The organism is Flavobacterium phycosphaerae (assembly GCF_010119235.1).
In the GTDB taxonomy this organism is placed as follows: Bacteria; Bacteroidota; Bacteroidia; order Flavobacteriales; family Flavobacteriaceae; genus Flavobacterium; species Flavobacterium phycosphaerae.
Map to the genome: position 1 here is coordinate 2,460,631 of NZ_JAAATZ010000001.1, position 24,949 is coordinate 2,485,579.

At 37.3% G+C, this 24,949-nt stretch carries 26 protein-coding genes; 9 read left to right on the forward strand and 17 right to left on the reverse strand.

The features are described from left to right. On the reverse strand, positions 1 to 3,237 hold the full coding sequence (locus GUU89_RS10955; protein WP_162127948.1) for an SNF2-related protein: 3,237 nt from the start codon (positions 3,235 to 3,237) through the stop codon (positions 1 to 3). Positions 3,238 to 3,508: 271 nt separating this feature from the next. Between GUU89_RS10955 and GUU89_RS10960 the strand changes: the two genes are divergently transcribed. From GUU89_RS10960 to GUU89_RS10975, 4 genes are all read left to right on the forward strand, one after another. Continuing rightward, positions 3,509 to 4,051 carry a helix-turn-helix domain-containing protein gene (locus tag GUU89_RS10960; RefSeq protein WP_162127949.1) on the forward strand — a complete coding sequence of 181 codons (543 nt, stop codon included), beginning with the start codon at positions 3,509 to 3,511 and terminating at the stop codon, positions 4,049 to 4,051. Between the two features lie 129 nt (positions 4,052 to 4,180). Continuing rightward, a complete protein-coding gene (locus GUU89_RS10965) occupies positions 4,181 to 4,612 on the forward strand; it encodes a hypothetical protein (RefSeq protein ID WP_162127950.1) in 432 nt (143 codons plus the stop codon). 76 nt (positions 4,613 to 4,688) lie between these two features. Next, positions 4,689 to 5,228 (forward strand): hypothetical protein, encoded by a 540-nt coding sequence (locus GUU89_RS10970; RefSeq protein WP_162127951.1) that lies wholly within the window; start codon positions 4,689 to 4,691, stop codon positions 5,226 to 5,228. A gap of 316 nt (positions 5,229 to 5,544) precedes the next feature. Further along, positions 5,545 to 5,865, forward strand: a complete 321-nt coding sequence (locus tag GUU89_RS10975) for a GIY-YIG nuclease family protein (protein ID WP_162127952.1) — start codon at positions 5,545 to 5,547, stop codon at positions 5,863 to 5,865. Positions 5,866 to 6,111: 246 nt separating this feature from the next. On the opposite strand, the gene GUU89_RS10980 is transcribed toward GUU89_RS10975, so the two are convergent. The 10 genes from GUU89_RS10980 to GUU89_RS11025 all read right to left on the reverse strand — a co-directional run bounded on the left by GUU89_RS10980 (position 6,112) and on the right by GUU89_RS11025 (position 14,559). Further along, a complete protein-coding gene (locus tag GUU89_RS10980; RefSeq protein WP_202924448.1) occupies positions 6,112 to 6,297 on the reverse strand; it encodes a YgaP family membrane protein in 186 nt (61 codons plus the stop codon). An 11-nt stretch (positions 6,298 to 6,308) separates the two neighbouring features. Beyond that, the gene (locus GUU89_RS10985) at positions 6,309 to 6,626 is read right to left on the reverse strand and encodes a hypothetical protein (RefSeq protein ID WP_162127953.1); all 318 of its coding nucleotides are present in this window, start codon (positions 6,624 to 6,626) and stop codon (positions 6,309 to 6,311) included. Between the two features lie 18 nt (positions 6,627 to 6,644). Further along, positions 6,645 to 9,836, reverse strand: a complete 3,192-nt coding sequence (locus GUU89_RS10990) for an efflux RND transporter permease subunit (RefSeq protein ID WP_162127954.1) — start codon at positions 9,834 to 9,836, stop codon at positions 6,645 to 6,647. Positions 9,837 to 9,927: 91 nt separating this feature from the next. Further along, on the reverse strand, positions 9,928 to 11,010 hold the full coding sequence (locus GUU89_RS10995) for an efflux RND transporter periplasmic adaptor subunit (protein WP_162127955.1): 1,083 nt from the start codon (positions 11,008 to 11,010) through the stop codon (positions 9,928 to 9,930). A 36-nt stretch (positions 11,011 to 11,046) separates the two neighbouring features. Continuing rightward, positions 11,047 to 12,357: a TolC family protein gene (locus GUU89_RS11000; protein ID WP_162127956.1), complete on the reverse strand. Its 1,311-nt coding sequence runs from the start codon at positions 12,355 to 12,357 to the stop codon at positions 11,047 to 11,049. 228 nt (positions 12,358 to 12,585) lie between these two features. Beyond that, a complete protein-coding gene (trxA, locus tag GUU89_RS11005; RefSeq protein ID WP_162127957.1) occupies positions 12,586 to 12,915 on the reverse strand; it encodes a thioredoxin in 330 nt (109 codons plus the stop codon). 24 nt (positions 12,916 to 12,939) lie between these two features. Then, complete coding sequence (locus GUU89_RS11010; RefSeq protein WP_162127958.1) at positions 12,940 to 13,197, reverse strand: heavy-metal-associated domain-containing protein; 258 nt, start codon at positions 13,195 to 13,197, stop codon at positions 12,940 to 12,942. Beyond that, positions 13,197 to 13,406, reverse strand: a complete 210-nt coding sequence (locus GUU89_RS11015; protein ID WP_162127959.1) for a YgaP family membrane protein — start codon at positions 13,404 to 13,406, stop codon at positions 13,197 to 13,199. The genes GUU89_RS11010 and GUU89_RS11015 overlap by 1 nt, the downstream gene beginning before the upstream one ends. Positions 13,407 to 13,433: 27 nt before the next feature. Further along, on the reverse strand, positions 13,434 to 13,835 hold the full coding sequence (locus tag GUU89_RS11020) for a DUF983 domain-containing protein (RefSeq protein ID WP_162127960.1): 402 nt from the start codon (positions 13,833 to 13,835) through the stop codon (positions 13,434 to 13,436). Between the two features lie 94 nt (positions 13,836 to 13,929). After that, positions 13,930 to 14,559, reverse strand: a complete 630-nt coding sequence (locus GUU89_RS11025) for a Crp/Fnr family transcriptional regulator (RefSeq protein ID WP_162127961.1) — start codon at positions 14,557 to 14,559, stop codon at positions 13,930 to 13,932. 1,268 nt (positions 14,560 to 15,827) lie between these two features. Between GUU89_RS11025 and GUU89_RS11030 the strand changes: the two genes are divergently transcribed. The 4 genes from GUU89_RS11030 to GUU89_RS11045 are packed head-to-tail and all read left to right on the forward strand — an operon-like array spanning position 15,828 to position 17,799. Further along, the gene (locus GUU89_RS11030) at positions 15,828 to 16,589 is read left to right on the forward strand and encodes a hypothetical protein (protein WP_162127962.1); all 762 of its coding nucleotides are present in this window, start codon (positions 15,828 to 15,830) and stop codon (positions 16,587 to 16,589) included. Beyond that, positions 16,589 to 16,984: a DUF5675 family protein gene (locus tag GUU89_RS11035; RefSeq protein WP_162127963.1), complete on the forward strand. Its 396-nt coding sequence runs from the start codon at positions 16,589 to 16,591 to the stop codon at positions 16,982 to 16,984. Before GUU89_RS11030 ends, GUU89_RS11035 begins: the two co-directional genes overlap by 1 nt. A gap of 11 nt (positions 16,985 to 16,995) precedes the next feature. After that, complete coding sequence (locus tag GUU89_RS11040) at positions 16,996 to 17,556, forward strand: hypothetical protein (protein WP_162127964.1); 561 nt, start codon at positions 16,996 to 16,998, stop codon at positions 17,554 to 17,556. Positions 17,557 to 17,580: 24 nt separating this feature from the next. Then, positions 17,581 to 17,799, forward strand: coding sequence for a hypothetical protein (locus GUU89_RS11045; protein WP_162127965.1), 219 nt, complete (start codon positions 17,581 to 17,583; stop codon positions 17,797 to 17,799). A 234-nt stretch (positions 17,800 to 18,033) separates the two neighbouring features. Here GUU89_RS11045 and GUU89_RS11050 read toward each other — a convergent pair whose 3' ends face one another. From GUU89_RS11050 to GUU89_RS11065, 4 genes are read right to left on the reverse strand one after another with little or no spacing between them, the layout of a single operon-like run. After that, entirely contained in the window at positions 18,034 to 19,323 is a 1,290-nt protein-coding gene (locus GUU89_RS11050; RefSeq protein ID WP_162127966.1) for a PcfJ domain-containing protein, read from the reverse strand. 4 nt (positions 19,324 to 19,327) lie between these two features. Beyond that, on the reverse strand, positions 19,328 to 19,681 hold the full coding sequence (locus tag GUU89_RS11055) for a PcfK-like family protein (RefSeq protein WP_162127967.1): 354 nt from the start codon (positions 19,679 to 19,681) through the stop codon (positions 19,328 to 19,330). A 16-nt stretch (positions 19,682 to 19,697) separates the two neighbouring features. Next, on the reverse strand, positions 19,698 to 19,886 hold the full coding sequence (locus GUU89_RS11060; protein ID WP_235922026.1) for a hypothetical protein: 189 nt from the start codon (positions 19,884 to 19,886) through the stop codon (positions 19,698 to 19,700). A gap of 12 nt (positions 19,887 to 19,898) precedes the next feature. Further along, entirely contained in the window at positions 19,899 to 20,321 is a 423-nt protein-coding gene (locus tag GUU89_RS11065) for a DUF6943 family protein (RefSeq protein ID WP_317163888.1), read from the reverse strand. A gap of 158 nt (positions 20,322 to 20,479) precedes the next feature. Here GUU89_RS11065 and GUU89_RS11070 point away from each other — a divergent pair, with 158 nt between their 5' ends. Then, positions 20,480 to 20,665: a hypothetical protein gene (locus GUU89_RS11070; RefSeq protein WP_162127968.1), complete on the forward strand. Its 186-nt coding sequence runs from the start codon at positions 20,480 to 20,482 to the stop codon at positions 20,663 to 20,665. A 1,078-nt stretch (positions 20,666 to 21,743) separates the two neighbouring features. Here the strand turns inward: GUU89_RS11070 and GUU89_RS11075 are convergent. Then, the gene (locus GUU89_RS11075; protein WP_162127969.1) at positions 21,744 to 23,768 is read right to left on the reverse strand and encodes a heavy metal translocating P-type ATPase; all 2,025 of its coding nucleotides are present in this window, start codon (positions 23,766 to 23,768) and stop codon (positions 21,744 to 21,746) included. Between the two features lie 18 nt (positions 23,769 to 23,786). Beyond that, positions 23,787 to 24,941 (reverse strand): efflux RND transporter periplasmic adaptor subunit, encoded by a 1,155-nt coding sequence (locus GUU89_RS11080; protein WP_162127970.1) that lies wholly within the window; start codon positions 24,939 to 24,941, stop codon positions 23,787 to 23,789. Positions 24,942 to 24,949: the final 8 nt, after the last annotated feature.

Consider the following 24,949-nt stretch of genomic DNA (forward strand, 5'->3'; position numbering starts at 1 on the left):
TTATTTAATTAAATATCCCGAGAGTATCACTTCACGCTTTTGGAACTTTTTAGTATCATTATTTCCATCAATTGCAACCAAACGAATGTGTTTTCTTAGAATTGACAATGTCTCTAATGGGTCTATTGTTCTTTCTAATTCTTTCTTAATAGATTGTGATGTCTTTTTAGCAATGGTTCCAAGTGCTAACATTTCTTTTACACCATTGATGAATTCATCATCAAAGTCAGTAAAACCTTTATAGTTTTTAAACAATTTATCTTTAAGGCGGTCTTCAATATATTTAGCATTAGAACGTCCACCGCTTCCTTTTGTTTCGTCTTCACCAATGGTTGAATCTAATTCGAAACGAGTTTTATTAGTTTGCAATAAATGATAGTAATCATTAGGTATTGCTGCTTTTTTTGTTTCTGGTTTGCATTCTAATTCTTTAACAGCATCAAAAAAAGTAACTTCATTAGATTTTCCAAGTTGGTTGAAGTAGAATTTTTTCAATCGTCCAATTCTGAAAAAAGTAATTAATACATCATCTTCAATTTTGTCTTTTTGAAAACCAGAGCGTGCTTTTTTAGGTAAATTTTTTATTTTTTCAAATAGGTCCGGTTGTTCATCTCTAATTTTTCTAATCAATTCTAAATATTTTAGCTCAGAATCACCTTCGCCATCTTCACCGGTATAAGAATTTTTGTTATTCAAAGTATTGAATAGTTCTTGACTTCCAAATTCTTCACCATCACTCAAATATTTAGCATCTTCACCCAAAATATCGTGAAACATTTGAATTTTATTAGTGATGTTTACTTCCAAACCAAGATGTTCATCGGATTGAGTAGTAGGGAAGAAGTTGTATATATGAACTTGAGAAAATGTGCTTCCTAAACGATTTACACGCCCAGCTCTTTGTAAAACTCTTGTTGGATTCCAAGGTAAATCATAATTTACTAAAACATTAGAGCGGTGTAAGTTAATACCCTCTGCAAGTACATCAGTTGCAATTAAAATTTTCAAATCGTTAGCTTGCTCTTTTCCTTTTTTGTTTGGATCGTAATTTAAGGTTATTAAATCTCTCGAAACGATATGATTTGAAGTTAACTTCTTGTCAGTATGTCTCCCTCCTTTACTTGAGTAAAACATAACTTGATTCGGAAACTCGTCAATTAACGCTTCATAAATGTAATCTCCTGTTTCTTTAGATTCTGTGAAAATGACAAGCTTATTATTCTTTAAAGCTTTAGTGTTTTTAAGTTCAAAAATGAATTGCTCTAATTTGGGATCTTCATTAACTCTTTTCCAATCTTTCTGAATCTCTTTTAGTATTTCTAAATCAAACTCTAATTTTTCAATAAAATCATTTTTGAAATCTTTAGCATCATATTTGTGTGCTTTGTCTTCATCAACAAATGCCTCTAGTTTTGCAATATCATCACTTTCTAATAAGTCATATACATCTATTTTTTTGCTGATGTAAACAAACTTTTGAGTTTGGTACATGTTGATGAATTTTTCGTAAGAAATAATAAATCGATCAACGCTTTGACGAAAAGCATAAAAACTACTTTCTAATCGTTTTACTAAAACGCCTTTCATGAATCCACCAACATTTCGTTGTTGTTGTTTTTCGAATTCACTCAGTGTTTTGTTACCAATATAATAGAGTAATGGTGTATATCGAGCATAAGTAAATTCTTGAAGCTTGGCTATCGTTCTTTTGAAAACTTCTTCCAGTTCATCTTTATATTCATAAACTATTTTTTGTGGATTATCCAACTCAGGGAACTTTAATCCTTGCTTGTTCATATCCGCTTTAAAATAAGTCATTACATCTTTTCTGGTTCTGCGAACCATAACATAACGCAAAATATTATTTCGAATGGATTCGGAGACTTCTTTTATTAGTTTTTTATACTCTGGGTCTGTTTTTTCTAACTTAGACAATTTAGTCTTTAGGCCAGCGAAGAACTTTTCAAGATTTGGTACTCCGGGAATTGTAGAATTTTTTGGGGCCTGAAATAATTTAAGTTGAGCAAATATATCATCAACGGTATTATTCAAAGGCGTTGCTGTAACTAGTATTACTTTTTTCCCTCTACAAATATCTAAAAGGTTTGCATACGATTGAGTTCCTTCATTTCTGAACCTATGCGCTTCATCTACCACAATATAATCATATTTTTCAATACCTTTTTTTAGAATATGGTCCAATTTACCTAAAGATTCAACTTCAAAACTTCTAATTCCAAAATCAAATAAAGAATCCTTCCAGTATTCTCTTAACACAGGAGGGCAAATTACCAAAGTTTTACCTTTTAACTGTTGTAATAAAAGAGCAGTAATAAAAGTTTTCCCAAGCCCAACAACATCAGCTAGGAAAACACCATTGTATGTTTCGAGTATTTTTTTTGCTTGAATTGCAGCTTGATTTTGATATTTTAATTGCATAAAACCATCCGGCAAAAAAGGTTCAAACTCATCAGCTAAATTTATATCTTCTTCCAAATATTCATAAATGAGTTTTAAATAAAGTTCATAAGGTAAGATTTGGTCATTTAGCCATGTTTTAGTTGTAATTGTGTCTATAAAATCATCTGAAATATCAACAGATTCTTCCCATAGAGTATTGAATTGTTCTTCAGCAAATAAAACATCTCTCTTGCCTCTTAGCTCTACATTGAACTCACGATTAGCAACAAAACCTGATTCTGAAAAGTTGCTAGAACCTGTAACTACAAAACCATAATCCCGATCTTCAGGTTTAAATTTTCCAATATAAACTTTCGCGTGAATATTTTTAGAGGGATAAGCACGAATTTCTAATTTTTTACCGTTGCCATTGTTAACTTTATCTATCACTGGATCTGGACATTCAGCTCTTAAAAATTCAATAAATTTTCTTATGCCTATTTCAAGTTTGTTATCGTTTTCGTCACTTGATTCTATTTCTTCTTTTAAATTTTCTTGATATTTCTTTTTAGTTCTTTGATGCGATTCAAAATCCAAAACACCAATTTGTTGATGAAATTGCATCATATCATAAGAATCCCTATCGATACTTAATCCTACTAAAATTCTAATTTTATCAACTGGCTCAAGTGATTCATATAGTTGATAAAATCCACTAGCTCTAAAATATCCAACTAAAACATCAAAATATTGAGTATCTTTTAATGTTGCTTTAAATCTATCCAATAGCGAATTATTAGGCTCATTGGTGAAAAATGTTAGGTCTGTATTTGACATTAAAGCAATAATTAATTATAATTAAAATAGTTACCAAACCTACCAAAAAAATCCCAAACCAACACTCCCCAACGCTAGGTATTTTTGCGGTTTTTTTACTTGCTTTTTCTTACGATTGCCTCGGGCGGTTTTAGGGATAAATGAAAAGACCTTGGCGCAATTTTTTTTCAAAAAAAAGTTTTGACCCCAAAAGTGTGGCATAATTTTTTCTATAAAAAAAATTGCGCCAAATTTTCACCTTTTTACAACGGACTAAAAACACGGTTTTGATATGAAAAAAACGCAATCTTTACGCAGTGTCTTGGGGCTGACCCAGGACGATTTGGCTCTGATTTTGAATGTGAGCCGCAGCCAATTCTCTAAGTATGAGTTGGGTTTACGCGATATTCCGCTCGCAGCGAAGCGACTGCTGGCCGACTTGGTAGCTTATGGTTGTGCCCCGCTCACCGACACTCCATCGCCCCACTTGGAAGCCCAAAATCGGCAAAAGCATTTGGCGGTAGGGCGGATGCTCAAGGAAAATGAGTACCAACAAGAGTTGACCCGCCGCAAGATTGCCACCGTAGAGAGCAAGTATACCGAGTATTTACAGGCGTTGAAGGTGGTTGACTTCCTCTCGGTACGCCGGGAAACTCAAGATCCTACCGACCAGGCGGTACTGCGTGCTATAGCCCATAAAGCCAATAAATGCTTGAGGTCGCAGGGGTTAGACCGACTTTTTCGGCTAAAGCTAAAGCTCTATTTACTCGAATTGGAGAAAATGCTGTTAGACGCCGAATTGCGAAAATTTACCCTAAGCCCACAGCCGGCCTAGGATAAGGAATCATTTACAATTAAGAATACTACAATGATAATGTTAAATATTTGATAAAAAATTACTCTTTTTTGCATTTTGGCATGTGGTTTGAAAATGTCCTCGGTATTAATTTTAAATTTTTTTATTATGAACTACTCAGTACAAAATTTGACACAGGTTGCCGATTGCAACGTGTTGTTGACATGGGCCGAGCGTGAAAAAGCGGATTTAGCTTTTAAAAAAACGGCCGAGGAGCGTTTAATTGTAAAGTATGCAGAAACCTCGATTGAGATTGATGCGGTTTTACAAGGGGTAATTACCGAGTTAGCGGTGACCGATGGCATTATTGCTTCGTTACCGGATGGACCGGTTAAGGATGAGCAGCTTAAAAAGAGAAAGAAAATTGATTACAAAAAGTTCCTTTTGGAAACCCGTCGCGAAACGTATGGCGTTATTGCTTTGTTGCAAAAAGAGCTTGATGTAACCAGACTGGATCGGGAATTGGCTGAAATTGATGTTTTTATTGAAACGGTTAAAACGTACAAAGAAAACCTTTTGGCAGCTACTCCGGCAGCTTAGACTAAGTAAGGCCCTCCCGCTGGGAGGGCTTTTTATTTTTAGCTCTTCCAAACAACAGTATAACGAAAAAAAGGCCATGAATAAAACCATATACCTTCAACAAGCACTGGGCTTAAGCTCGAAAGACCTTTCGCTCCTGATAGGGGTAACCGTAACCGACCTGGAAATGGCCGGGCAAGGCAAAGAAAAGCTTCCCTTAGACAAGAAATGCTCTTTAGAGCTTTTGGTCAGTTTGTCGGCGCTGGCCACCAAAAAGGTAGTGCCCCCTAGTTTACCCGAGTCGCCCGCCGGGCGCCACCAGCAAATCATGGAGGCCGTAGTGCAGAACGAGCGCCAGCAAAACAAATTGGTGCCTCTGATACAAGCAGAAGAGCGCCGCCAAAAACAACAATCAACCCGAGAGGGACTGCTGACGTTTTTAGCCAACATCAAAAGCAACAGTGAGGACAATTGGATTGAAGTGTTGAACGAACTTTTTGAACAAACTCCCTTGCCGCAACCCAATAGTGACGCCCTTTACAGCAACCGACTAAAGTTAAAAGTGCTCAAATACGAAAGACGGCTGTTGGAACAGGAGTTGCAGACCGTGTTGGCGTTGTCGGAACAGTTGGTTTGAAAGACAGCCTTTTAAAAGTCCCTTAAAAGAGGGGCTTTTTTATTGCTGTACTATGAGGGTCTTCGACAGGCTCAGACTGACATCTGTATATCTAATTGTAAATTCGTAAAGTTATGGTGTGTTGCTCTTTTAAGATAAATACAATCCGTAACACTACTGTCACCCTGAGCTTAGTTTATCCTGAGCCTGTCGAAGGGTCGAAGGGCTTCATTTAACCTTAAATATTGAGAGGGTCGAAGGGCATATAATTAATAAAATAAATAGCAATAAGAAAAAAATATTGTATTTTTAAGTAAATTATTACAAATGAAGCATTATGAGAACCTATTTTGTTTACATAGTAAAATGCAATGATAATAGCTACTACACTGGCATTACTAACCATTTAGAAAGAAGAATAGGGGAGCACCAAACAGGTAAAAATAAAGACTGTTACACTTTTGACAAAAGACCTTTAGAGTTGGTTTGGTTCGAAACGTTCAATGATGTGCTTAATGCTATTGCTATAGAAAAACAAATAAAAGGCTGGTCAAGAAGAAAAAAAGAGGCTTTGATACAGCAGGATTGGGATAGATTGGTGCAATATTCAAAAAATTATACTCAGTATGGTAAGGGGTCTTCGACAGGCTCAGACTGACATCTGTATATCTAATTGTAAATTCGTAAAGTTATGGTGTTTTGCTTTTATAAGATAAATACAATCCGTAACACTACTGTCACCCTGAGCTTAGTTTATCCTGAGCCTGTCGAAGGGTCGAAGGGCTTGATTTTACCTAAAGCACTAATGAGGGTCTTCGACAGGCTCAGACTGACAAGTGTATATTTAATTGTAAATCGGTAAAGTTATGAGGTGTTGCTTTTTTAAGACAAATACAACCCGACTCTAGTCTTTAAGGCCCAATTTTTTTAAAATATCTTCCATCAAGCACCAACGGGTTATTGAGGATTGGAACAGATTGGCTCCTACAAAGGCGGTAAACCAAAGCCAATTGGGATTGACGTAATGCGCCAATACCAGGCTGATTAGGATAAATGTGCCGGCTACGGCTCTGACGATACTGTTGATCATGATTTTGATTTTTAGAGGGTTGGATTATTAGATTTTTCTATGTTTAGGATAGCTATATGAATGTGTGATTGCGATTCCTGAACTCCATTGAATTCGTTGATTAAAGTAAAAAGAAGGTCTACGTTTTCCTTTTTTACAAAAGCATAAAAAAGAATTGATTCGGTTTCGTTTACTTCAGCCGCAAACCAATTTTCAGGGGTTGCGGTATCAGAAAAATCCATATAACCGGTTACTTCTTTAAACGAATAAGTTTTGACTTCGGCTTTTTTCAGCATGTCTTTGATTTCCTGTTGAAAAGCGATGCTGGCGGTGATGATTACTAATTTCATTTTTACTTTTTTAATGAATTACTTTTCCCATTTCTTTCTTTCGGTTACATAATAAATGATAGGGACTACCAATAAGGTCAGTATTGTTGATACGATGGCACCAAACACCAGTGATATCGCCAATCCTTGAAAGATGGGGTCAAACAAGATGATGGAAGCCCCGATTACTACAGCGCCTGTAGTCAGTAGGATAGGAGTGGTTCTGACGGCTCCGGCTTCTATAATGGCTTGTTTTAGCGGGATGCTTTCTTGCAAACGAATCTCGATAAAGTCAATCAGCAACACGGAGTTTCGCACCATCACCCCGGCTAAAGCTATCATTCCGATAAACGAAGTAGCGGTAAAGAAAGCTCCTAACAGCCAATGCCCTAAAACAATTCCGATAAGGGAAAGCGGGATAGCCATCATCATCACCATAGGCGTTTTGAAGTTTTGAAACCAACCTACAATCAGCATGTAAATAATGACAATAACCACCATAAAAGCAACTCCTAAATCACGGAATACTTCTAAAGTTATTTGCCATTCGCCGTCCCATTTGACAGTGAAATCACTTTCGTCTGTAGGCTGCTCCATGTAAAGCTCATTGACTTTATAGCCTTTGGGCAATTGCATTTTTTGCAGCTTTTCATTCATGCCCAAAATGGCGTACACCGGACTTTCCAAAGCACCGGCCATATCAGCCGTTACATACACCACGCGCTTTTGGTCTTTGCGGTAAATGGTTTTTTGCAGCGTGTCTTGAATTACTTTCACCAAGTCACTTACAGGAACAACATTGCCATGGCTTCCTTTGATTTTTAAGTTCTGAATGTCTTGCAAACTCGTTTTGTCTTTATCATCCAGGGATAAAACGATGCCAACATTATCATTCGAGTTTTCAGCATAAAGATTGGAAACCGGATATTCTTTCAGCAAATAGGTTAAATTCCCAACCACTTGTTGAGGCGCGATGCCATTGAGCATGGCTTTTTCTTTGTCAATGGCCAAACGGTATTCGGTTTGATTATCTTCGGTCATCCAGTCGACATCTACGATATCAGAAGTAGTTTCCAAAATCCCTTTGACTTGGTTAGCCACTTTGATTTGATCTTTGTAATCCGGGCCGTAAATCTCGGCTACCAATGTGGATAAAACAGGAGGTCCGGGTGGGACTTCAATAATCTTTACATTGGCACCATATTTTTTGGCAATCTTTTGTACCTCAGGACGCACTAGTTTGGCAATGCTGTGACTTTGCAAGTCTCGGTCTTCTTTGTGTAGTAAATTCACTTGAATATCGGCCATATTGCTGCCACCGCGCAAATCGTAATGTCTAACTAATCCGTTGAAGGTGATAGGCGCAGAGGTGCCGATGTAGTTTTGGTAATTGACCACTTCAGGAACCGTAGATAAGTATTGCGCTATTTCTTGGGTGACTGCTGCAGTTCTCTCCAAGGTGGTGCCTTCGGGCATATCAATCACGACTTGGAATTCGTTTTTATTATCAAACGGAAGCATTTTTACTACTACCGATTTGGTGAAGAACATCGTTACCGAGCCCAATAAAAGTAGCACGGTGAGCCCCACCAAAAGGCGACGCTTTTTACTGCTTTCCAACAACGGTCTTTCGAGCTTGTTGTAAATTTTGTAAATGAAGGAAGTTTCTAATCCTTGCTCGGCTTTGTGTTGCTGGGTTTCTTTTTCCTGTAATAAGTGATATCCCAAATAAGGTGTAACGGTTAAGGCTACAAACAACGAAAGCAACATGGCAATCGAAGCCCCAATCGGCATCGGACTCATATAAGGGCCCATCATCCCCGAAACAAAAGCCATAGGAAGGATAGCGGCAATTACGGTAAAAGTGGCCAGTATAGTCGGATTTCCTACTTCGTTAATCGCATAAATGGCGGCTTGTTTGAACGGCAATCGCTTCATCTTGAAATGACGGTGCATGTTCTCCGCAATGATGATACTGTCATCTACCACAATGCCGACCACGAAAACCAAAGCGAAAAGTGTAATTCGGTTTAAGGTATAGCCCAATAAATAGTAAGCAAAGAGCGTTAAGGCAAAGGTTAGCGGTACTGAGAAGAATACGACCAAACCGCCTCGCCATCCCATAGCCAGGATAACTAACAGTGTTACCGCTATAATAGCTATGCCTAAGTGCAACAAGAGTTCACCTACTTTGTCCGAAGCGGTTTCTCCGTAATTTCGGGTGACTTCTACCTGTACGTCATTGGTGATAATGGTCTTTTTAAGTTCTTCCACCCGTTCTAAAATCTTTTCGGATATCTTCATGGCATCGGCGCCTTTTACTTTTCCGATGGAAATGGTTACGGCAGGATATTCGGATTTAGCCATTTTGAATTGTTCGTTGGCTTTGCCATACCCAAAGGACACATAGCTGCTGGGGGTTGAGGGACCGTCTTCTACTTTGGCGACTTGTTTTAAATACACCGGTAAGTTGGCATTGACTCCCACCACCAAATTTTCTACATCTTCAGACGATTTTAAAAACTGTCCGGTAGTGACTAAATATTCTTTATCGTTATTCACAAAACTACCCGATTGGGAGCTGCCGTTATTGGCCTGAATCATTTGCATAATCCCCAAAGCATCCACACCGTTTTCGGCCATTTTATCTTTGTCGAGGACAACTTTTACTTCGCGGTTTCGGCCTCCGATTTCTTTGGTAATGGCTACATCTTTTACTTTTTCAATTTCAGAGGTAACTTCTTCGGCCATTTGACGCAACTCAAAATCAGAGAGTTTGTCACTCCACAACGTCAAGCCCAGCATAGGCACATCATCAATAGAACGGGTTTTGACAATGGGTTTGTAAACGCCTTGCGGAAACATATTTTCGTGCTTGGCCAACTCGTCATACAATTTCACATACGAGCGTTCAACATCTTGTCCAACGTAGAATTGTACGATTAACATGGCTTGACCGTTCATGGCCATACTGTGCACATGTTCGACTCCTTTAATATTGGAAAGAATTTTTTCCAGGGGTTTAACAACACGGCTTTCTACTTCAGTAGGATTCGCCCCCGGATAGCCCACCATAACATCGGCCATCGGAACATTAATTTGGGGTTCTTCTTCCCGCGGAATTAAGAACGAACTGTATACCCCAATTATCATTAAGCCCACCATTAATAAAATGGTAAGTTTAGAATGGATAAAGAAATGGGCTATTTTACCTGATATACCTTCTTGCATAATTTTGATTTGAAAATTTGAAAATGAGATAATTTGAAAATTTTACTACGCTGCGCTCCATACAATTCGGCTGCGCCTTGGGTGAAAATGATTAGTCTATTTTCACTTTTGCTCCGTTGTATAATTTACCTTCTGCTGAAACAATGTATTGTTCATTGGTCGACAATCCTGATAGTACTTCTACCGTATTACCATAGGTTTTACCAATTCGCAACCATCTTAAGATAGCGGTGTTGCCGTTGCTGACAGTATAAATTCCGGTTAACTGGCCTTGGTGTACTAAAGCACTTTCGGGGACTATGACTTTCTCGGTAGCAGGAGTGGTTTGTTTTTTACTAACCAAAGGAAACTGCACATTGACAAACATGCCCGATAGTACTTTGCTATTAGGATTAGTTAAACTAATTTTTACTAAATATTGTCCGCCGGTATTTTTGGCTGAACCACTGACTTCAATCACTTTTCCGCTCAATTCTTGGTTAGTTGATTTTACCAAAACCTTTGCGTTCATTCCGTTTTGAATGGCAGTAATATCGCTTTCTGAAACCATAGCTGTTACTTGTAAATGCGAAGCCCCTTCAAGGCTTACTAACGGCATGCCCGGGTTGGCCATATCGCCTTCTTTGGCAAAGGTATTGGTCACTTCTCCGGAAAAAGGAGCGGTAATAGTAGCATAGGAAAACTGAGCCAGTACTTCGTTTCTCATTTGTTTGGCGCCTTCCAAACCGGCTTTGGCCATTTCGTAACGTGAAGTCATATCATCCAGCTCTTTCTGGGAAGCACTTTGTTGGTTGAATAAAGCGGTAAAGCGATCGAAATCTTTTTTGGCATTGTTGTAAGCGGCTGAGGCTTGTAAAATACCGGCGTCTGCTTGTGCTTTTTTGGCTTGCAAATCGGTGTTGTTAATGCTCACTAACAGTTGACCGGCGGTAACTTTTTGTCCTACTTTGACATGAACTTTAGTTACATAGCCCATCATACGGGTACTGACATTAGCGCTGTTTTCGGCTTCAATCTTTCCGCTTGCTGTTACCGTTGCGCCATTAGTATCGGCGGCAATACCGCTGACTTTTACAGCAATGGCCGGTTCAGTATTAAGTGTCTCTTTCTTTTCTTTCCCGCAGGAAATCAATAAAACAGAGGTTAGTGACAGTAGTGTTATTATTTTTTTCATCTTGTTGTTTTTGATTTTTAGGGTTCTTTTGGACTCTTAGTTCGTTAAAAACTGTAAATACTCTTGGGTGGTATTGTATTCAAAAACGGCTTGCAGTTGTTCCAGCTCTTTCTGAATCATTTGGGTTTCGGATTGCAGCAAGTCGGTTGTTTTTTCTAAGCCTTGTGCAAATCGGTTTTGTCGAATTCGGTATGCTTCCCGAGCTTGATCTAAGGCTAACTGAGAAAGCTGTACTTTGTTTTCCGCATCCCGTAATTGGCGATTAGTGGTATTGACTTCTAACTGACTTTGCTTTTTGTATTGTTCGGTTTCAATGCTTGCTTTTTGATATTCGGCTTTCGCTTTGGCCATTTTACCTATGGATTTATACCCGTCAAATACATTCCAGGATAATTGGGCTCCCACCGTATAACCTTTGGCTTTAGTGCCGAACAACGTTTGGTCATACAGTTCATAACTTCCGAAAGCATTCAGTCGGGGTAGAAAATTCATTTTGCTGGACAGGTACATTTTTTGATAAGCCGATGTGGATTGATTCAGGGCTTGTATATCTTTTCTGTTTTCGGGCACTTCAGTTGCTGTAGTGGTGATACTTATCCCATTTTCGGGTTCTTCCGAAGGTTGGTAGGTTTTATTTTTGGTATCCTCATTCAATAAAAACCCTAAATAATCGGAGGCATTTTGAACCGAACTTTTGGCATAGTGCCATTGATTAGCCACTTCATTGACCCGAATCTGAACATTTAAAACATCTGTTTTTTGAACCAATCCTTGTTTGAAATAGTTATCGACCAACTTTAAGTTGGCTTGTGCTGTAGCGGCTGCTTTGGTTAAAACGGCTACCGCTTTATAGGCTAATTGCAACTGCCTGTAGGCTTTACTTACTTCGAGTTGCATGTATTCTTTGGTGCGTGCCGACTGTAGTTCATACGCTTGCATCTTGGCTTTGGCCGCTTTTCTTTCGTATAGTCCGTCAGCATTCAACAGCGGTTGTTGTACACTAATCACCGTAGCAAAGTTTTGCGTTTTGGCCGGGTTGTTTAAGAGCGCCGGATTGAAGTCGGAGGCGGTTAAGATTTCCTGATTTAATTTGGAACCAAAAGCCATTAACGGATTGGTGGTTGACAAGACCGTATGGCTTGCCGTAATGTTGGGCAAAAAGAGTGCATTCGATTGTTGGTAGTCTGCTTTGGCAGCTTGGAAGTTTTTTTGGGCCAATTGAACTTGAAGGTTGGCATCCGTTACCTTTTCGAGTAACTCCTTTTTAGTGACAGTAATCGTATCCTGACTGTAGCCGAAAAGCGTAAAGCCTAAAATGCCGATAGTGATAAGAAATTGGTGTTTCATAATTGTTTTACTGAATGATGAAGCAAAAGTAGTACGGCCAAATCTTGAAGTCAGTAACTATTGTCACACAGCAAAAAAAAATGCCTGATTACTCAAGCATTTTTTTAGTATTATTTTTTAGGTTTCTTTTTTTGGACCTCCAATTTATAGAACAGCCAGCCAAAGCCGACAATCAGGTGTAGAAGGATAATGCCAAAGATTATTTTTTCCATCATCAAATGGTTAAGGTTATTCAGGTTTGTTGGGTAATTCAGGCCAAGTACATTTTTCAAAAATGATAGTCACCAGTTCTATTTTAGACAAGACGCCCGATTGTCGCCAAAGTAATTTGCCCTTTTGAAATAGCATCATCGTGGGAACTCCTTTCACCCGATAATGTTGGGCCGCTTCCTGATTGTTGTCTACATTAATTTTAATAATGCTAATCCGCTCTCCCAAGGTATCTTTCACTTCCTTTAAAATAGGCCCCAGCATTTGGCAAGGACCACACCAATCGGCGTAGAAATCAACCAATACCGGTTTTTCAGCATTAAGGAGAGCTTCAAAAGTTGCGTTCATACTACAGTTTTTAGTTAGTTAAGGTTACGTCATTCTGCCTAGGGCACAATTCACATAGGATTTAGCTTTTCGCAATAAGGTATTATTGCCTTTTTCCGGATAGCCCAACTCGTTAAGTTGGTTAAGTAGAGTATCCCTCATTACTTGCCCGGTCACTGAAATAGTTTCCGTTTCTTTATCGATAGTTACTTTTTCTACCTGGTCTAATTTCAATAAAGCGGTCTGAATGCTGTTCATACAACCGCCGCATTTGATGTTTTCAACGGTAATCAGATGTTCCATTATTTTGTTTTTTTTGAGCAAGTGTTTATGCCGAAGGGTGCATATAAAGGGCAGAAACTAACCAAGCTAGTTAGTATAAAAACAATAGCTAAGATACCCAAAACCAAGGCAACAGTGCCGTTGATGGTGTGAGTAAAGTATAAAACAGCTAGTACAATTGCCAATACAACACGTAGTAGCCGGTCTGTGGTTCCCATATTTTTTTTCATGATTTCAATTTATTTAGTGATGATACTTTATGATTTATTTTTATTGTGGGCATAATGATGGTCATCATCATGGAAAAACCAGGACAACCACAACACCCTTGAGGTTCGCATTACCCAAGGTTGCAAAAGAATGAGTAAAACCACATTGATGATAAGCCACCAGAAAATTCGTTTATCGCGAATTCCGATGTCAGTTAGCGTAATCCATAACACAAAGGTCAGTATGGAAAAACCTACGGTCAAAGCATAGCTGACATAGCCGGTACCGTGGTAAAATCCGGGCTCCAGTTCGGTGCGTTGTCCGCAGACGGCACAGTGGGATTTCATTTTGTTGTTGTCTTTTAACTCATACCACTTATGGGTAAACAAATCCCCTTCATGACATCTGGGACATTTTCGGGTTAAGATGTTTTTTAGGTAAGCAAGCATCTGTTCTAATTTTCAGTAAAATTAAAACAGCTATTTTACAATTTTTGTGATATTTGTTACATTCGGATAAAAAAAAGTAAGTCTGAATGAAGGACTAAATCTTAAGAAGTTCTATTTGATTTCTTTGTAACAGTACTAATCCATTTTGCTCCAATTTTTTTAATAAGCGGGATATTACTTCTCGGGAGGTGTTAAGCTCTGTGGCGATTTCTTGGTGGGATAAGTTCAGTTTATTGGAGTTCCCGGCTTCTCTATGTCGTTTTAAATAAAAGATAAGTCTTTCATCCATGGCTTTAAAAGCAATATTATCGACTACATCTAATACTTCTTCAAATCGAGTGCGATAGGTTTCTATCACAAATTCATACCAACTACGGTGTTGCATCATCCATTTATCCATCAAAGGCAGCGGCACCATTATCAGTTCAACATCTTCAACCACTTTGGCCATGATTTGACTGGTTTCATGTTTGGTAGCGCAAATCATAGAGATGGCGCATGCCTGACCGGGTTGTAAATAGTACATAAAAAACTCTCCGCCGTCTTCGTCTTCTCTGTAAATTTTTATGCTGCCGCTAATGACCAACACCGTGTTTTTAATGTATTGACCGGTTCGTATAATGACGTCTCCGGCTTTAAATTGTTGTATTACGGCATTTTTCTCAATGTCCTCTACAAGAGGACCGGAGAAAGAAGAGAACAATTTTTTAATAGGTTCCAGCATGTAAAGAAGATTTTAAAAAGTAAAAATACTATAAAACAAATGGATTAGCGTAAGGAGGAGTTAATTTTTAGTCTACAATTCTTCGAATTTAAAGTGAAGCAAAGGTCTTCGACTCCCGATAGTTATCGGGACAGACTGGCAATGGTTTGTTTAATTGGAAGTTACTTAAGTTAGGAGGTCTTACTTTTATAAGATAAATACAATCCATAATACTACTGTCACCCTGAGCTTGTCGAAGGGCTTCTTTTATCATCAGAACTAAGGAGGGTCTTCGACAGGCTCAGACTGACAATGGTTTGTTTAATTGTAAATTCATAAAGTTATGGTGTGTTACTTTTTTAACACAAATACAATCCGTAACTCAACTGTCACTCTGAGCCTGTCGAAGGGCCTTTTAACCTTTAGTACTGGGGATTACCTTCGGTGATCCCGTTGGGGGGATACCTGAGCAAAAGAAAACCTGCGGCTGTTTCACAGCCTTGTTTTTTTATTTGTAAAAAGTACTCAAAAGTGAACTTTTGGCACTTTTTACAAATAAAAAAACCTTCAAGTAAACTTGAAGGCTTTCTTTTGCGGAGAAAGAGGGATTCGAACCTCGTTCTGTATGCTAGTATTTAAAGGTATTCGCTGTAATTATGGTTGATAGGTCACGAAATAGGTCACTATCAAACTGTGATAAAGAACATTAAATTGTATGTCCAAATATAATCATTTCTATACTGATATACAAGGGAAAGTTCATATTTTGAACTGGTTATTGAACTAGTTTGTAAGCTTCTCAAAGAACCGTTAGACCTAAATCTACTCTTTCTACCCTAGAGCATACAACGCAAAACTTCTTCTATTGGAAGACCTGTATATTTTGAAAATTCTTCAACTGAAATGTATTGATGATCTTCTTTATTCAGGTGCTTCTTTATCTTGATTAAATACAGCCTTGCCTGGGTGTATTCCTTTCCCATTATTCGTTGAACGTCTTTTGGGTACATGCACACTCTTCCGCTGCTTTGTCCCATTTGATACTTTATCTATGCCTTTGGTATGGCTATGTCATACCTCTCATATTATACAAAACTATAGAATTTTTGGAAAACTCCAAGCATTATTATTTGTGGTTATAGTCGATTATTTGTGGCTATTGATTGTAGCTCTTTTAAATGTGATTTTAATGTTTGAATCTTTGATTAAATCATTCGGGATTTAGTTGCAACGATTATCGAAATGAAAGTGAATTGTGAAAATGAGTATTAATCAAAAGTTTAGAAATTATGGCAAGACAGAAAGGCATAATTAAATTAAAAGGCACTATCGGAGGTATTACCTTTTATAAAACTTCGCAAGACGGGCACCTTGCCCGCGAGAAGGGAGGTATCGAAAAAAGCAGGATAGAAAATGACCCTGCGTTTCAGAGAACCCGTGAAAACGGTTCTGAATTTGGACGGGCTGGGAAGGCCGGAAAATTGCTTAGAACCGCTCTAAGAGCTTTGCTATTGAACTCTGCTGATGGCAGAATGGTAAGTCGACTTACGCAACAAATGGTAAAAGTAATTCAAGCTGACTTGGTTAGTGAACGTGGTTTGCGAAATGTGATTGACGGTGAAGCCGAATTGTTATTGGGTTTTGAGTTCAATATCAGAGGTAAACTTGGTACAAGTCTTTATGCACCTTACACAGGTGCTATAGACCGTGTTAGCGGTGAAATTACAGTGGACATTCCATCATTTATACCGATTAACATGATTGCAGCTCCATCGGGTACAACGCATTACAAAATTATTTCTGCCGGTGCAGAAATTGACTTTGAGGCGGAAACCTTTATTGTGGAAAGTTCGGCAACGGCTATTTTACCTTGGGATGCAGTGGCAACTGTTGCGATTGCACAAACCAATCAGGTTACAGCAGCCAGTACAAAACCTCTTTTCTTGGCGTTAGGAATTGAATTCTACCAAGAAGTTAATGGTCAGATGTATCCGCTTAAAAACGGTGCTTTTAACCCATTATCGATTGTGAAGGTTGACAGTGGTGTGTAATGGTTCTTTTACTCACCCGAACTTATTTCCCTGAAGGAACTAATGGCAAACTCGAATGCGAGGGCAAATTGATTTGCTACACAATTGAATTGCCTTGGAAGAATAACGAAACGAAGGTTTCCTGTATTCCGGAAGGGAAATATTTTCTAAAAAAGCGATTTAGCAGAAAGTTTAAATGGCACTTGGAATTGGTTGAAGTAAAAAACAGAAATCTTATTTTGATTCATCCTGCCAATAATGCCATTAAAGAATTGAACGGCTGCATCGCGCCGGTTACAAAGATTTCGGGAGCCGGTTTAGGACTACTATCCCGAAAAGCTTTTACTAAGCTTAAAACTATTGTTTATAAGGCTTTGGATGAAAAGCAACGAGTTTTAATCATCATCAAATCTTAAATTTTATTATTATGAAAACAAATTTTTTAAATGCACTGAAACAGAGATTGTTTCTTTTTATTGCTGTTCTAGGAACATTTATTAGTTATGCACAGTCAACGCAAAATCCAACGATTGGAGGTAGTAAAACTCCCGATACAGGAGGTCTTTTGGATATCGGTGGGAAACAAGCACCTCCTCCAACACCATTTACTACTACTTCAAAATACGATATAGGCGGTCGAGGCGATGTCGGTACAGGATTACTTGTTATTGGTGGTAAAAGTACCGATGCAAATGATATTGGAGGCAGACAAGATGTACCGACAATGCCTTATGGTTACGAAATTGGAGGAAGGGACTCTTCAGGTGGTTTAGGTAGTTATGCTTCTAATGATTTTCAAAATGTCAATTATGATATTGGAGGAAAAGGAACGGGTTCTGATTCCGGAGTAGGTCAAAAAAGTTATGACATTGGAGGAAGAAATACCGGTGGCGAATTGACTTTAGATATTGGTGGGAGAAGCCAAGATCCTTTATTTACCATTGTTTCGAATTTAGGCAGCACTACAACACTCAGGGTATATTCTTGATTATTCATTTAATTCTTTAAAGTCATGAATATTAAAAGTAGAGCTACGGCACCAACTCCAAAATTTTTTAAAGTGCTTCGAAATGTTGGCTTGGTATTGGCAGCTGTTGGCGGAAGTATATTGGCAGCCCCTATTGCATTGCCAGTTGTTTTAACTTCTGTTGGAGGTTATTTGGTTGTAGCCGGAGGTGTTGCCTCGGCAGTAAGTCAATTAACAACTATAGGAGATAATGCAAACAAATAGTCATACTTTAATAGGTACTGCCGGTGGAACATTCATGAGTATCATTCCAAATATTCATTCAGCGGATGTTTTTAAAACTGTTTTACTAGCTGCTATTGGTGCAGTTGTCAGTTTTACAATTTCATTAGTACTCAAAAGTATTATTAAGAAGTACAAAAAATAGTTTAACCCTGTTGTGGTGACCTTTGGGTTAAACAAAATGAAAGCCAAGTCGTAAGACCTGGCTTTTTTTTGTTAACAAGCTGTTTTCATCCTTGCCCTGATTTGTGGAAGATTTTTGTTGACTAGGTTAATAATCTCTTTGTTATACTTAGTTGCCTTATTGCCTTTGCCTCGCGATTGAAGAACCTCAAGATTTTCAAGAGAAATTTGGATTGTTTCAGCGTGAACACCATTTACTTTTGCAGAAAGAATCAATGAATTTTGTTTTTTGTAGTATTCATTAGTGAACACACAATGATTATGAATACAACCTTCTTCTAAAAATTCTTTTATGGTTTCAATCACATTTATTGAAATGTTTTTTTCTGAAAATACCAATCCGAAGAATTGCTTCTTAGCTTTAAAGTAATGTCTCTGGTTTTTGCCAATTTGTTTTTTGTTTTCTTCAACAGTATTTTTCCAAATTTCTTTCACCTTTTTAGCCATCAATTTGTCGTGTCTCTTTTTTAAATCTAAGGGACAAACATATTTTGGACTTCTGAAATCTTTCATAAAATGCTGAAGCAAATCAATGTAATCAACCCAAAGTTTTGCATCTTTAATTTGGTAGTTGTTTCTGATGCAAATTTTTATTGCATTCCAATAAGTTCCTGTTGATTTTAAACTTGTATTTCTAATATGATAATATAGCATATCGTGCTGATTTGCTTTTAGCAAGGTTTCAGCAATGCTATCAGACAGAATTGCCTTAAACAATATTTGAGGTGCAATGCCAAAGAACTTACCTTTAAAACCATTCCTTTTCACAATTGGCGACACTTTTTTGTTTGGCTGAATAAAGCTTGGTATTAAATAAAATCTGCTGTTGTTATCATTTGATTTTAGTGATAACTCACTGCTGACAATCCATTGGTCATAATAATGGGATAAGCCCATTACATTTTTTGACATTGTCCGGCTTTTTCCTGTTTCATCTATGAATATCTGCATAACTTCATGTGCAAAATGAGAACATTGACAATTCTTTTTCATTGTTTTAGTGATGCAAATCATTCTGATAATCTGAAATTTATCAGCCGTTGTAATTATTTGGTAGTAATCTGTTTCTTTTAGTCCGTTGCTATATTTTTTAGTTACTAATAAACTTTTAGAGCATTTTTCACAAGTAACTTTTTTCAGTTTATTGGTATCACAAACTTTCCAATTGTGACCACATTCAAGACAAAAGCAGCTTTTTCTTGATTGTACAGCATAATTATCAAAACACTTTGTAAATGCTAATTCATTTTGCTGTTGTGTGATTTGAGGCAAGTTTTGACTCAATTCTACTATTTTAAATTCGATTGCAGTTTTTGGTTTCATAGCATTATAATTTGAATAAAGAAATTTGATTAGCATCACCGTTTTTAGTTGTTGATTTTGATGTTTGATTGATTTGTGGTGGTCCCACAATAGTTCGGTTGACAACTACTTTGGCTTTTATTGGCAAACCGATTTCAACAGTTTCTTCATCGTAGTAGTGAATTGCCATACTGAAAATTTCATCGTCAGCGAAGCCGTTTCTTTGGCTTCGCTTTACTTCGTTCAGAATGTAAGTAACACAATCATCAATATTTTTGTATTGCTTGTTAAACGTTTTAGCAAACAAGGCATCTTTATTAGCTAATTCTTGCAAATGGTTTAAAATTGCTTCTTTGAATGGGTCTATAGTTTCTTCCATGGCTTATATTATTTGGTTAGTGTTCTGAACATTGATTTAGAGTAACTTCTTCAATTACTACTTTAGAATTGTGTGCATATAGATTGTGGTATTTTGCGCAATCCAAAGCTTTTTTTCTGCAATCGAAAACACCAAAAAAGACTCTTGATGATTTCATTTTCCAACTGTCGGTTTGGTAAAGGATAAATAGTGTTATATGGCTCATTTTTATGGTTGATTATTTACAATAGCGATGTAGAATGATTCTTCGCATATCATTGATTAGGTTGATGTTTTGGTGGAATTGATTTGCTTTTTGTTCGAGTAATCGCAAAGCTTGGACATCTTTTTGATGCTGTTCAAAGTCTTGTAACATTTCATTAACTTTAGCTGAAAACTCTTTTATGAAATCGGAGATTCTTAAAAATGGGATTACTGAACCTACAAGGTTTCTGTGCCAAAATTTGGATTGCCAAAGGCTATAGGTTATCCAATAGATGTTTTCACAATCCTGTTCATTTTCGAAAATGACAACAAAGCTGTTGGTAAATGGTTCTTTGTTAGGTTTACCGCTATTCAGACCTTTATTCAAAATGAACATATGCGGTTTGGCATAAAAAGTGTCTTTTTTGTGGGTTTTAATAATGTAGTTCTTCATCATTTCGGATTTAAAAGATTAGTTTTTCTTCTATTTCCTGCTTGACTTCTATAGAATATCTGAGTGCCTCGCTACCCTCCGCACACATAAATTTTTCAAAAGAAAAAAAGAAAAAAAGAAAGCCGTTCATCCAAGTGGAGGGTTTCAAAAAAGCCAGTTTTTTGAAAAAAATACTACCCGATGCATTATTCAGAATCGGAGTTGTTATTTTAAAAACAAGTATTGTTTTGAAATGGTTTGGGTGGAGATTTTTTTCAAAACCCGAAGGGCTTGAACTTGCTTTTTTGAATACCCGGAACTTACCTTTGCTCTCTTTTTTTATTTTTTATTTTGAATATCAATTCTAAATATTCTTGTTTAAAAGGATTTTATTTGAAGGAATGAGAGTTGAATCGGAAGATGGACGTCTTTGGAAAGGGTGTAAAATTTTGAGGGACGGATGAAAAATCCAAATCCAATAATAAATATGCTTTTCATCCGGCACTGAAATTTTACACTCTTTCATTCTCCTTTTGATTTTTGAGGATGCCTAAACGTAATTAGGAATGGAGAATTATGAATGTAGTTGTTGTGAAAATGGGAAGCATCTTCAAAAAACAATGAAAACTCTTGCCGAGTGCGACGGTGCAGTAGCGCGTGCAAGGGTATTATTTTTTATTTGCTTATTGGGATGACTGTGATTGCTTTTATGATAGCTGCTGCCAATGAATAGTGTTTAGTTTGCAGTGCTTAATATTGAAAAAAGCATGCTTGGTAACGTCGTGGCATCAGCTATCGTGAAAGCAATATATACTGTAGTTATTGGCAAATAAAAAATGATACTCTTGCTTGGTGTTTGGTTTTATGGGTGCCGAGTATTGTGTTCAGAATTCAGTTTGCAGTTTTCAGCAGTTTAGTTGTAAAGTATTCGGGAAGGCACTGATAAAAGCAATGAAAACACTACCGATTTAAACGGTTAGTTGTTAAAGACAGTTAAGGTAAAAGTTAATAGAAATAGAGATAACCGGAGAATTTCTATTGAAAAGGTTAACGTTTTTAATGGCGGCGGTGAAGTGGTGGTTTTTTTAATAGCTGGGTGATGCGATGGGAGCTATTAAAAAAGTTGCCGCTGAACCGCTGCCTTGAGGGTTGGGTGCGCGGCTTTTTTACATAATGTTGTTATAGTTCATGATTTGGTTTCTAAAGATGCAGGGAATTTCTTTATGAACTATAACGCCACATTATGTAAAGAAGCTTGGGAGAAAAAAATACCGGCGCAAGTCACGCAGTGTACGTGTTATTGCACCAATAACTGTGACGGTATTTTTTTTAGGAGCATTGGGAAGGAGTGGCAACTGGAATGCAAATCGCTACTTTAACACTAAACAAAAAAGGATGCTTGCAATTTAAAACAAACACCCTTTACTTATCGAATAATAACTAACTCTAAAACTTCATTCGCTGTATTCGAACCGCATTTAGAATAGCCAACAAAGCTACACCTACATCTGCAAAAACAGCTTCCCACATTGTCGCTAATCCTCCTGCGCCTAGAACTAAAACAATTGCTTTTACAATAAATGCTAAACCGATATTTTGCCAAACAATTTGTTTTGTCTTCTTTCCAATATTGATAGCTGTAAAGATTTTATAAGGTTGGTCGTTTTGAATTACGATGTCAGCAGTTTCTATTGTGGCATCACTTCCTAAACCACCCATTGCAATTCCTGCATCAGCAAGAGCTACTACCGGGGCATCATTTACTCCATCACCGACAAAGGCAATTTTTAGGTTTTGCAATTTCAGTTCTTGTACTTTTTCTACTTTGTTTTCCGGTAATAAATCACCGTGTGCTAAGTCTATGTTTAGTTCTTTTGCAACAGCATTAACAACAGCCTGTTTGTCTCCCGAAAGCATTACGGTTTTGATGTTTACTTTATGTAAGCTTTCAATTGCCTGTTTTGCATCTTCTTTGATTTCATCGGCAATTAGAAAATAGCCGGAATACTTTTGATTGATGGCAATGACAATAATTGTAAAAGGAGTATTCTCGATTTCGGCATCGTAACTGATATTGTATTTTTTCATCAGTTTTACATTCCCTGCCAAGATTTGGTTTCCATCTACTTTGCCTTTTAGTCCATGTCCTGCAATTTCTTCTACATCAGTAACACTTGCACCTTTTTCCATACCTTTTGCGTGTTCAATAATGGCTGTTCCGACCGGATGTGTTGATTTGGTTTCAAGTGCTGCAACCCATTTTACTAAATCAGCCTCTGAAACATTAATCGCTACTACTTTTTGCACTTTAAAAACACCTTTTGTAAGCGTTCCTGTTTTATCCATAACAACTACCTGAATAGATGCCATTATATCGAGAAAGCTTGAACCTTTGAATAAAATTCCGTTTTTGCTTGCTGCTCCAATTCCACCAAAATAACCTAAAGGAATACTTATAACTAAAGCACAAGGACAGGAAATAACCAAGAAGACTAATGCTCTGTATAACCAATCTCTAAACACATAATTATCTACAAAAAGAAGAGGTAAAACACATATTGCAATTGCTAAAAACACTACAATTGGTGTATAGATTTTGGCAAATTTTCTAATAAATAATTCTGTTGGTGCTTTTTTGGCTGTGGCTTCCTGCACCATTTCGAGGATTTTTGAAAGTTTACTATCGGTATAGGCAGTTGTTACCTCTACCTGAGCAACGGTGTTTAGGTTTATCATTCCTGCCAAAACGGTTTCTCCTTTGAGCTTACTATCGGGTTTACTTTCTCCTGTTAATGCGGCTGTGTTAAAAGTTGCATTGTCTGACAATAGTTTTCCATCTAACGCTAATTTTTCTCCTGGCTTTAATTGAATGATTTCGCCAATAGTTATTTCAGAAGCTTTTTTGGAAATAGCAACATTTTGCTTTAAAATGGTTGCTTCATCAGGTCGCTGGTCTAACAATAATTTGATATTAGATTTTGCCCTTTGTACGGCTAATGTTTGAAATATTTCTCCAATGGCATAAAACAGCATTACGGCAACTCCTTCGGGAAATTGTCCGATAGAAAATGCTCCAATTGTGGCGATGCACATTAACAGAAATTCTGAAAATATTTCGCCTTTTCGGATGCTTTCAAAAGCTTCTTTTAAAACTGGAAAACCAACAGGAATATAAGCCACAATATACCAACCAATTCGCACCCAACCTTTAAACCAAGTTTGCGTAAAATAGTTGTCGAAAGCAATTGCAACGAGCAATAAAGCAAAACTTATAATTGCAGGTGTAAACATTTGCAACGTAGTTTGGTTTCCGCTCGAATGGTCATGGTCGTGTCCGTCTTCCTCTGAATGTTTATGCTCTTTGTGAGTAGTGCAACAACCGCTATCTTTATCCGTTTTCCTATTTATTTTCTCTTCGAGTGTGCAACAAAGCTGTTTGCCGTTTGCATCGTATTTGTGTTGGTGTGCCATTTGATTTTCTTATTGGTTTTACTCTTCTTCTCCACTTCCTTTTGTCAACTCTGATAATAAATAATAAGCTCCTTTAATTACTACTTTGGCATCGGGTGCTACTTTGTCTATGGCTTTTACTTCGGTGTAGCCCATATCAGTTGCTCCAGTAGTAATTTTAATTTGCTGAAATGTATTCTTGGCTGTTTCAATAAATATAAAATGGTCTTCACCATTATTTACGATAGCTTCTGTTGGCAATGCAACGGCATTCGCATTATTGATTTTTACTCTTGCTTCTACATACATGCCCGGCAAAACCGTTTCGGTCATTTCGTTAATTTTTGCGTGAACCAATACTGCTTGTTCGTTAGGCTCAAACGCTTTATTTACAGCATAAATAGTTGCAGGATGCGTGTGTGCAATGTCATTGGCATCGCTGAACGTTATTTGTTGCCCAATCTTTATTTTGTGGATGTCTTTTTCAAAAACTTTCAAATCCAAATGTAAAAATCGGTTGTCAATGATCTCAAAAAGTAAGGCGTTAGGTTCAGCATATTTTCCCATACTCAAATTGATATGTTGAATGTAACCGCTTATAGGAGCCGAAATAGCTATGCTTGAAGCAATATTTTTTGAAGAAAGATTATTGACGTTAATACCCAATTGCATCAATTTAGATTTAAAAATTTCTCTTTTGGCTTGGGCAATCTGCAATTCCCGCTGTGCCTGTTGATAGGTTTTACCTGCATTGATATTATCATCCCTTAATTCTTTTTGGCGTTGGTATTCCTTTTCCAAATAAGAAAGATTGGCATTGTTCTCTAAATAATCTTGTTGCAATTGTAAAACTTCAGTATTTACAATGGTAGCTAATGTTTTTCCTGCCTTTACAAATTCGCCCTCTTGAACGTAAATATTTTTTACAATTCCACCGCTCAAAATACTTACTTGCGCCTGATATTGTGGAGGCAAAGAAAGTTTTCCATTGATTTTTAAGGAAGAGGTTAGATTCTTGTTTTCAAAACTACCTAACTCTAAACCGATAGCTTTTATTTGAGCATCTGTAAAGTGAACGGTAGTTTGGCTTTTTGATTCGGGAGCTGCTTCTTCTTTTTTAGCTTCTTCGGAACTGTTCTTGCACGAACTAAAGGTCAGTATAGCAATAAGTGCGATGATTATATTATATTTCATAGTGATGA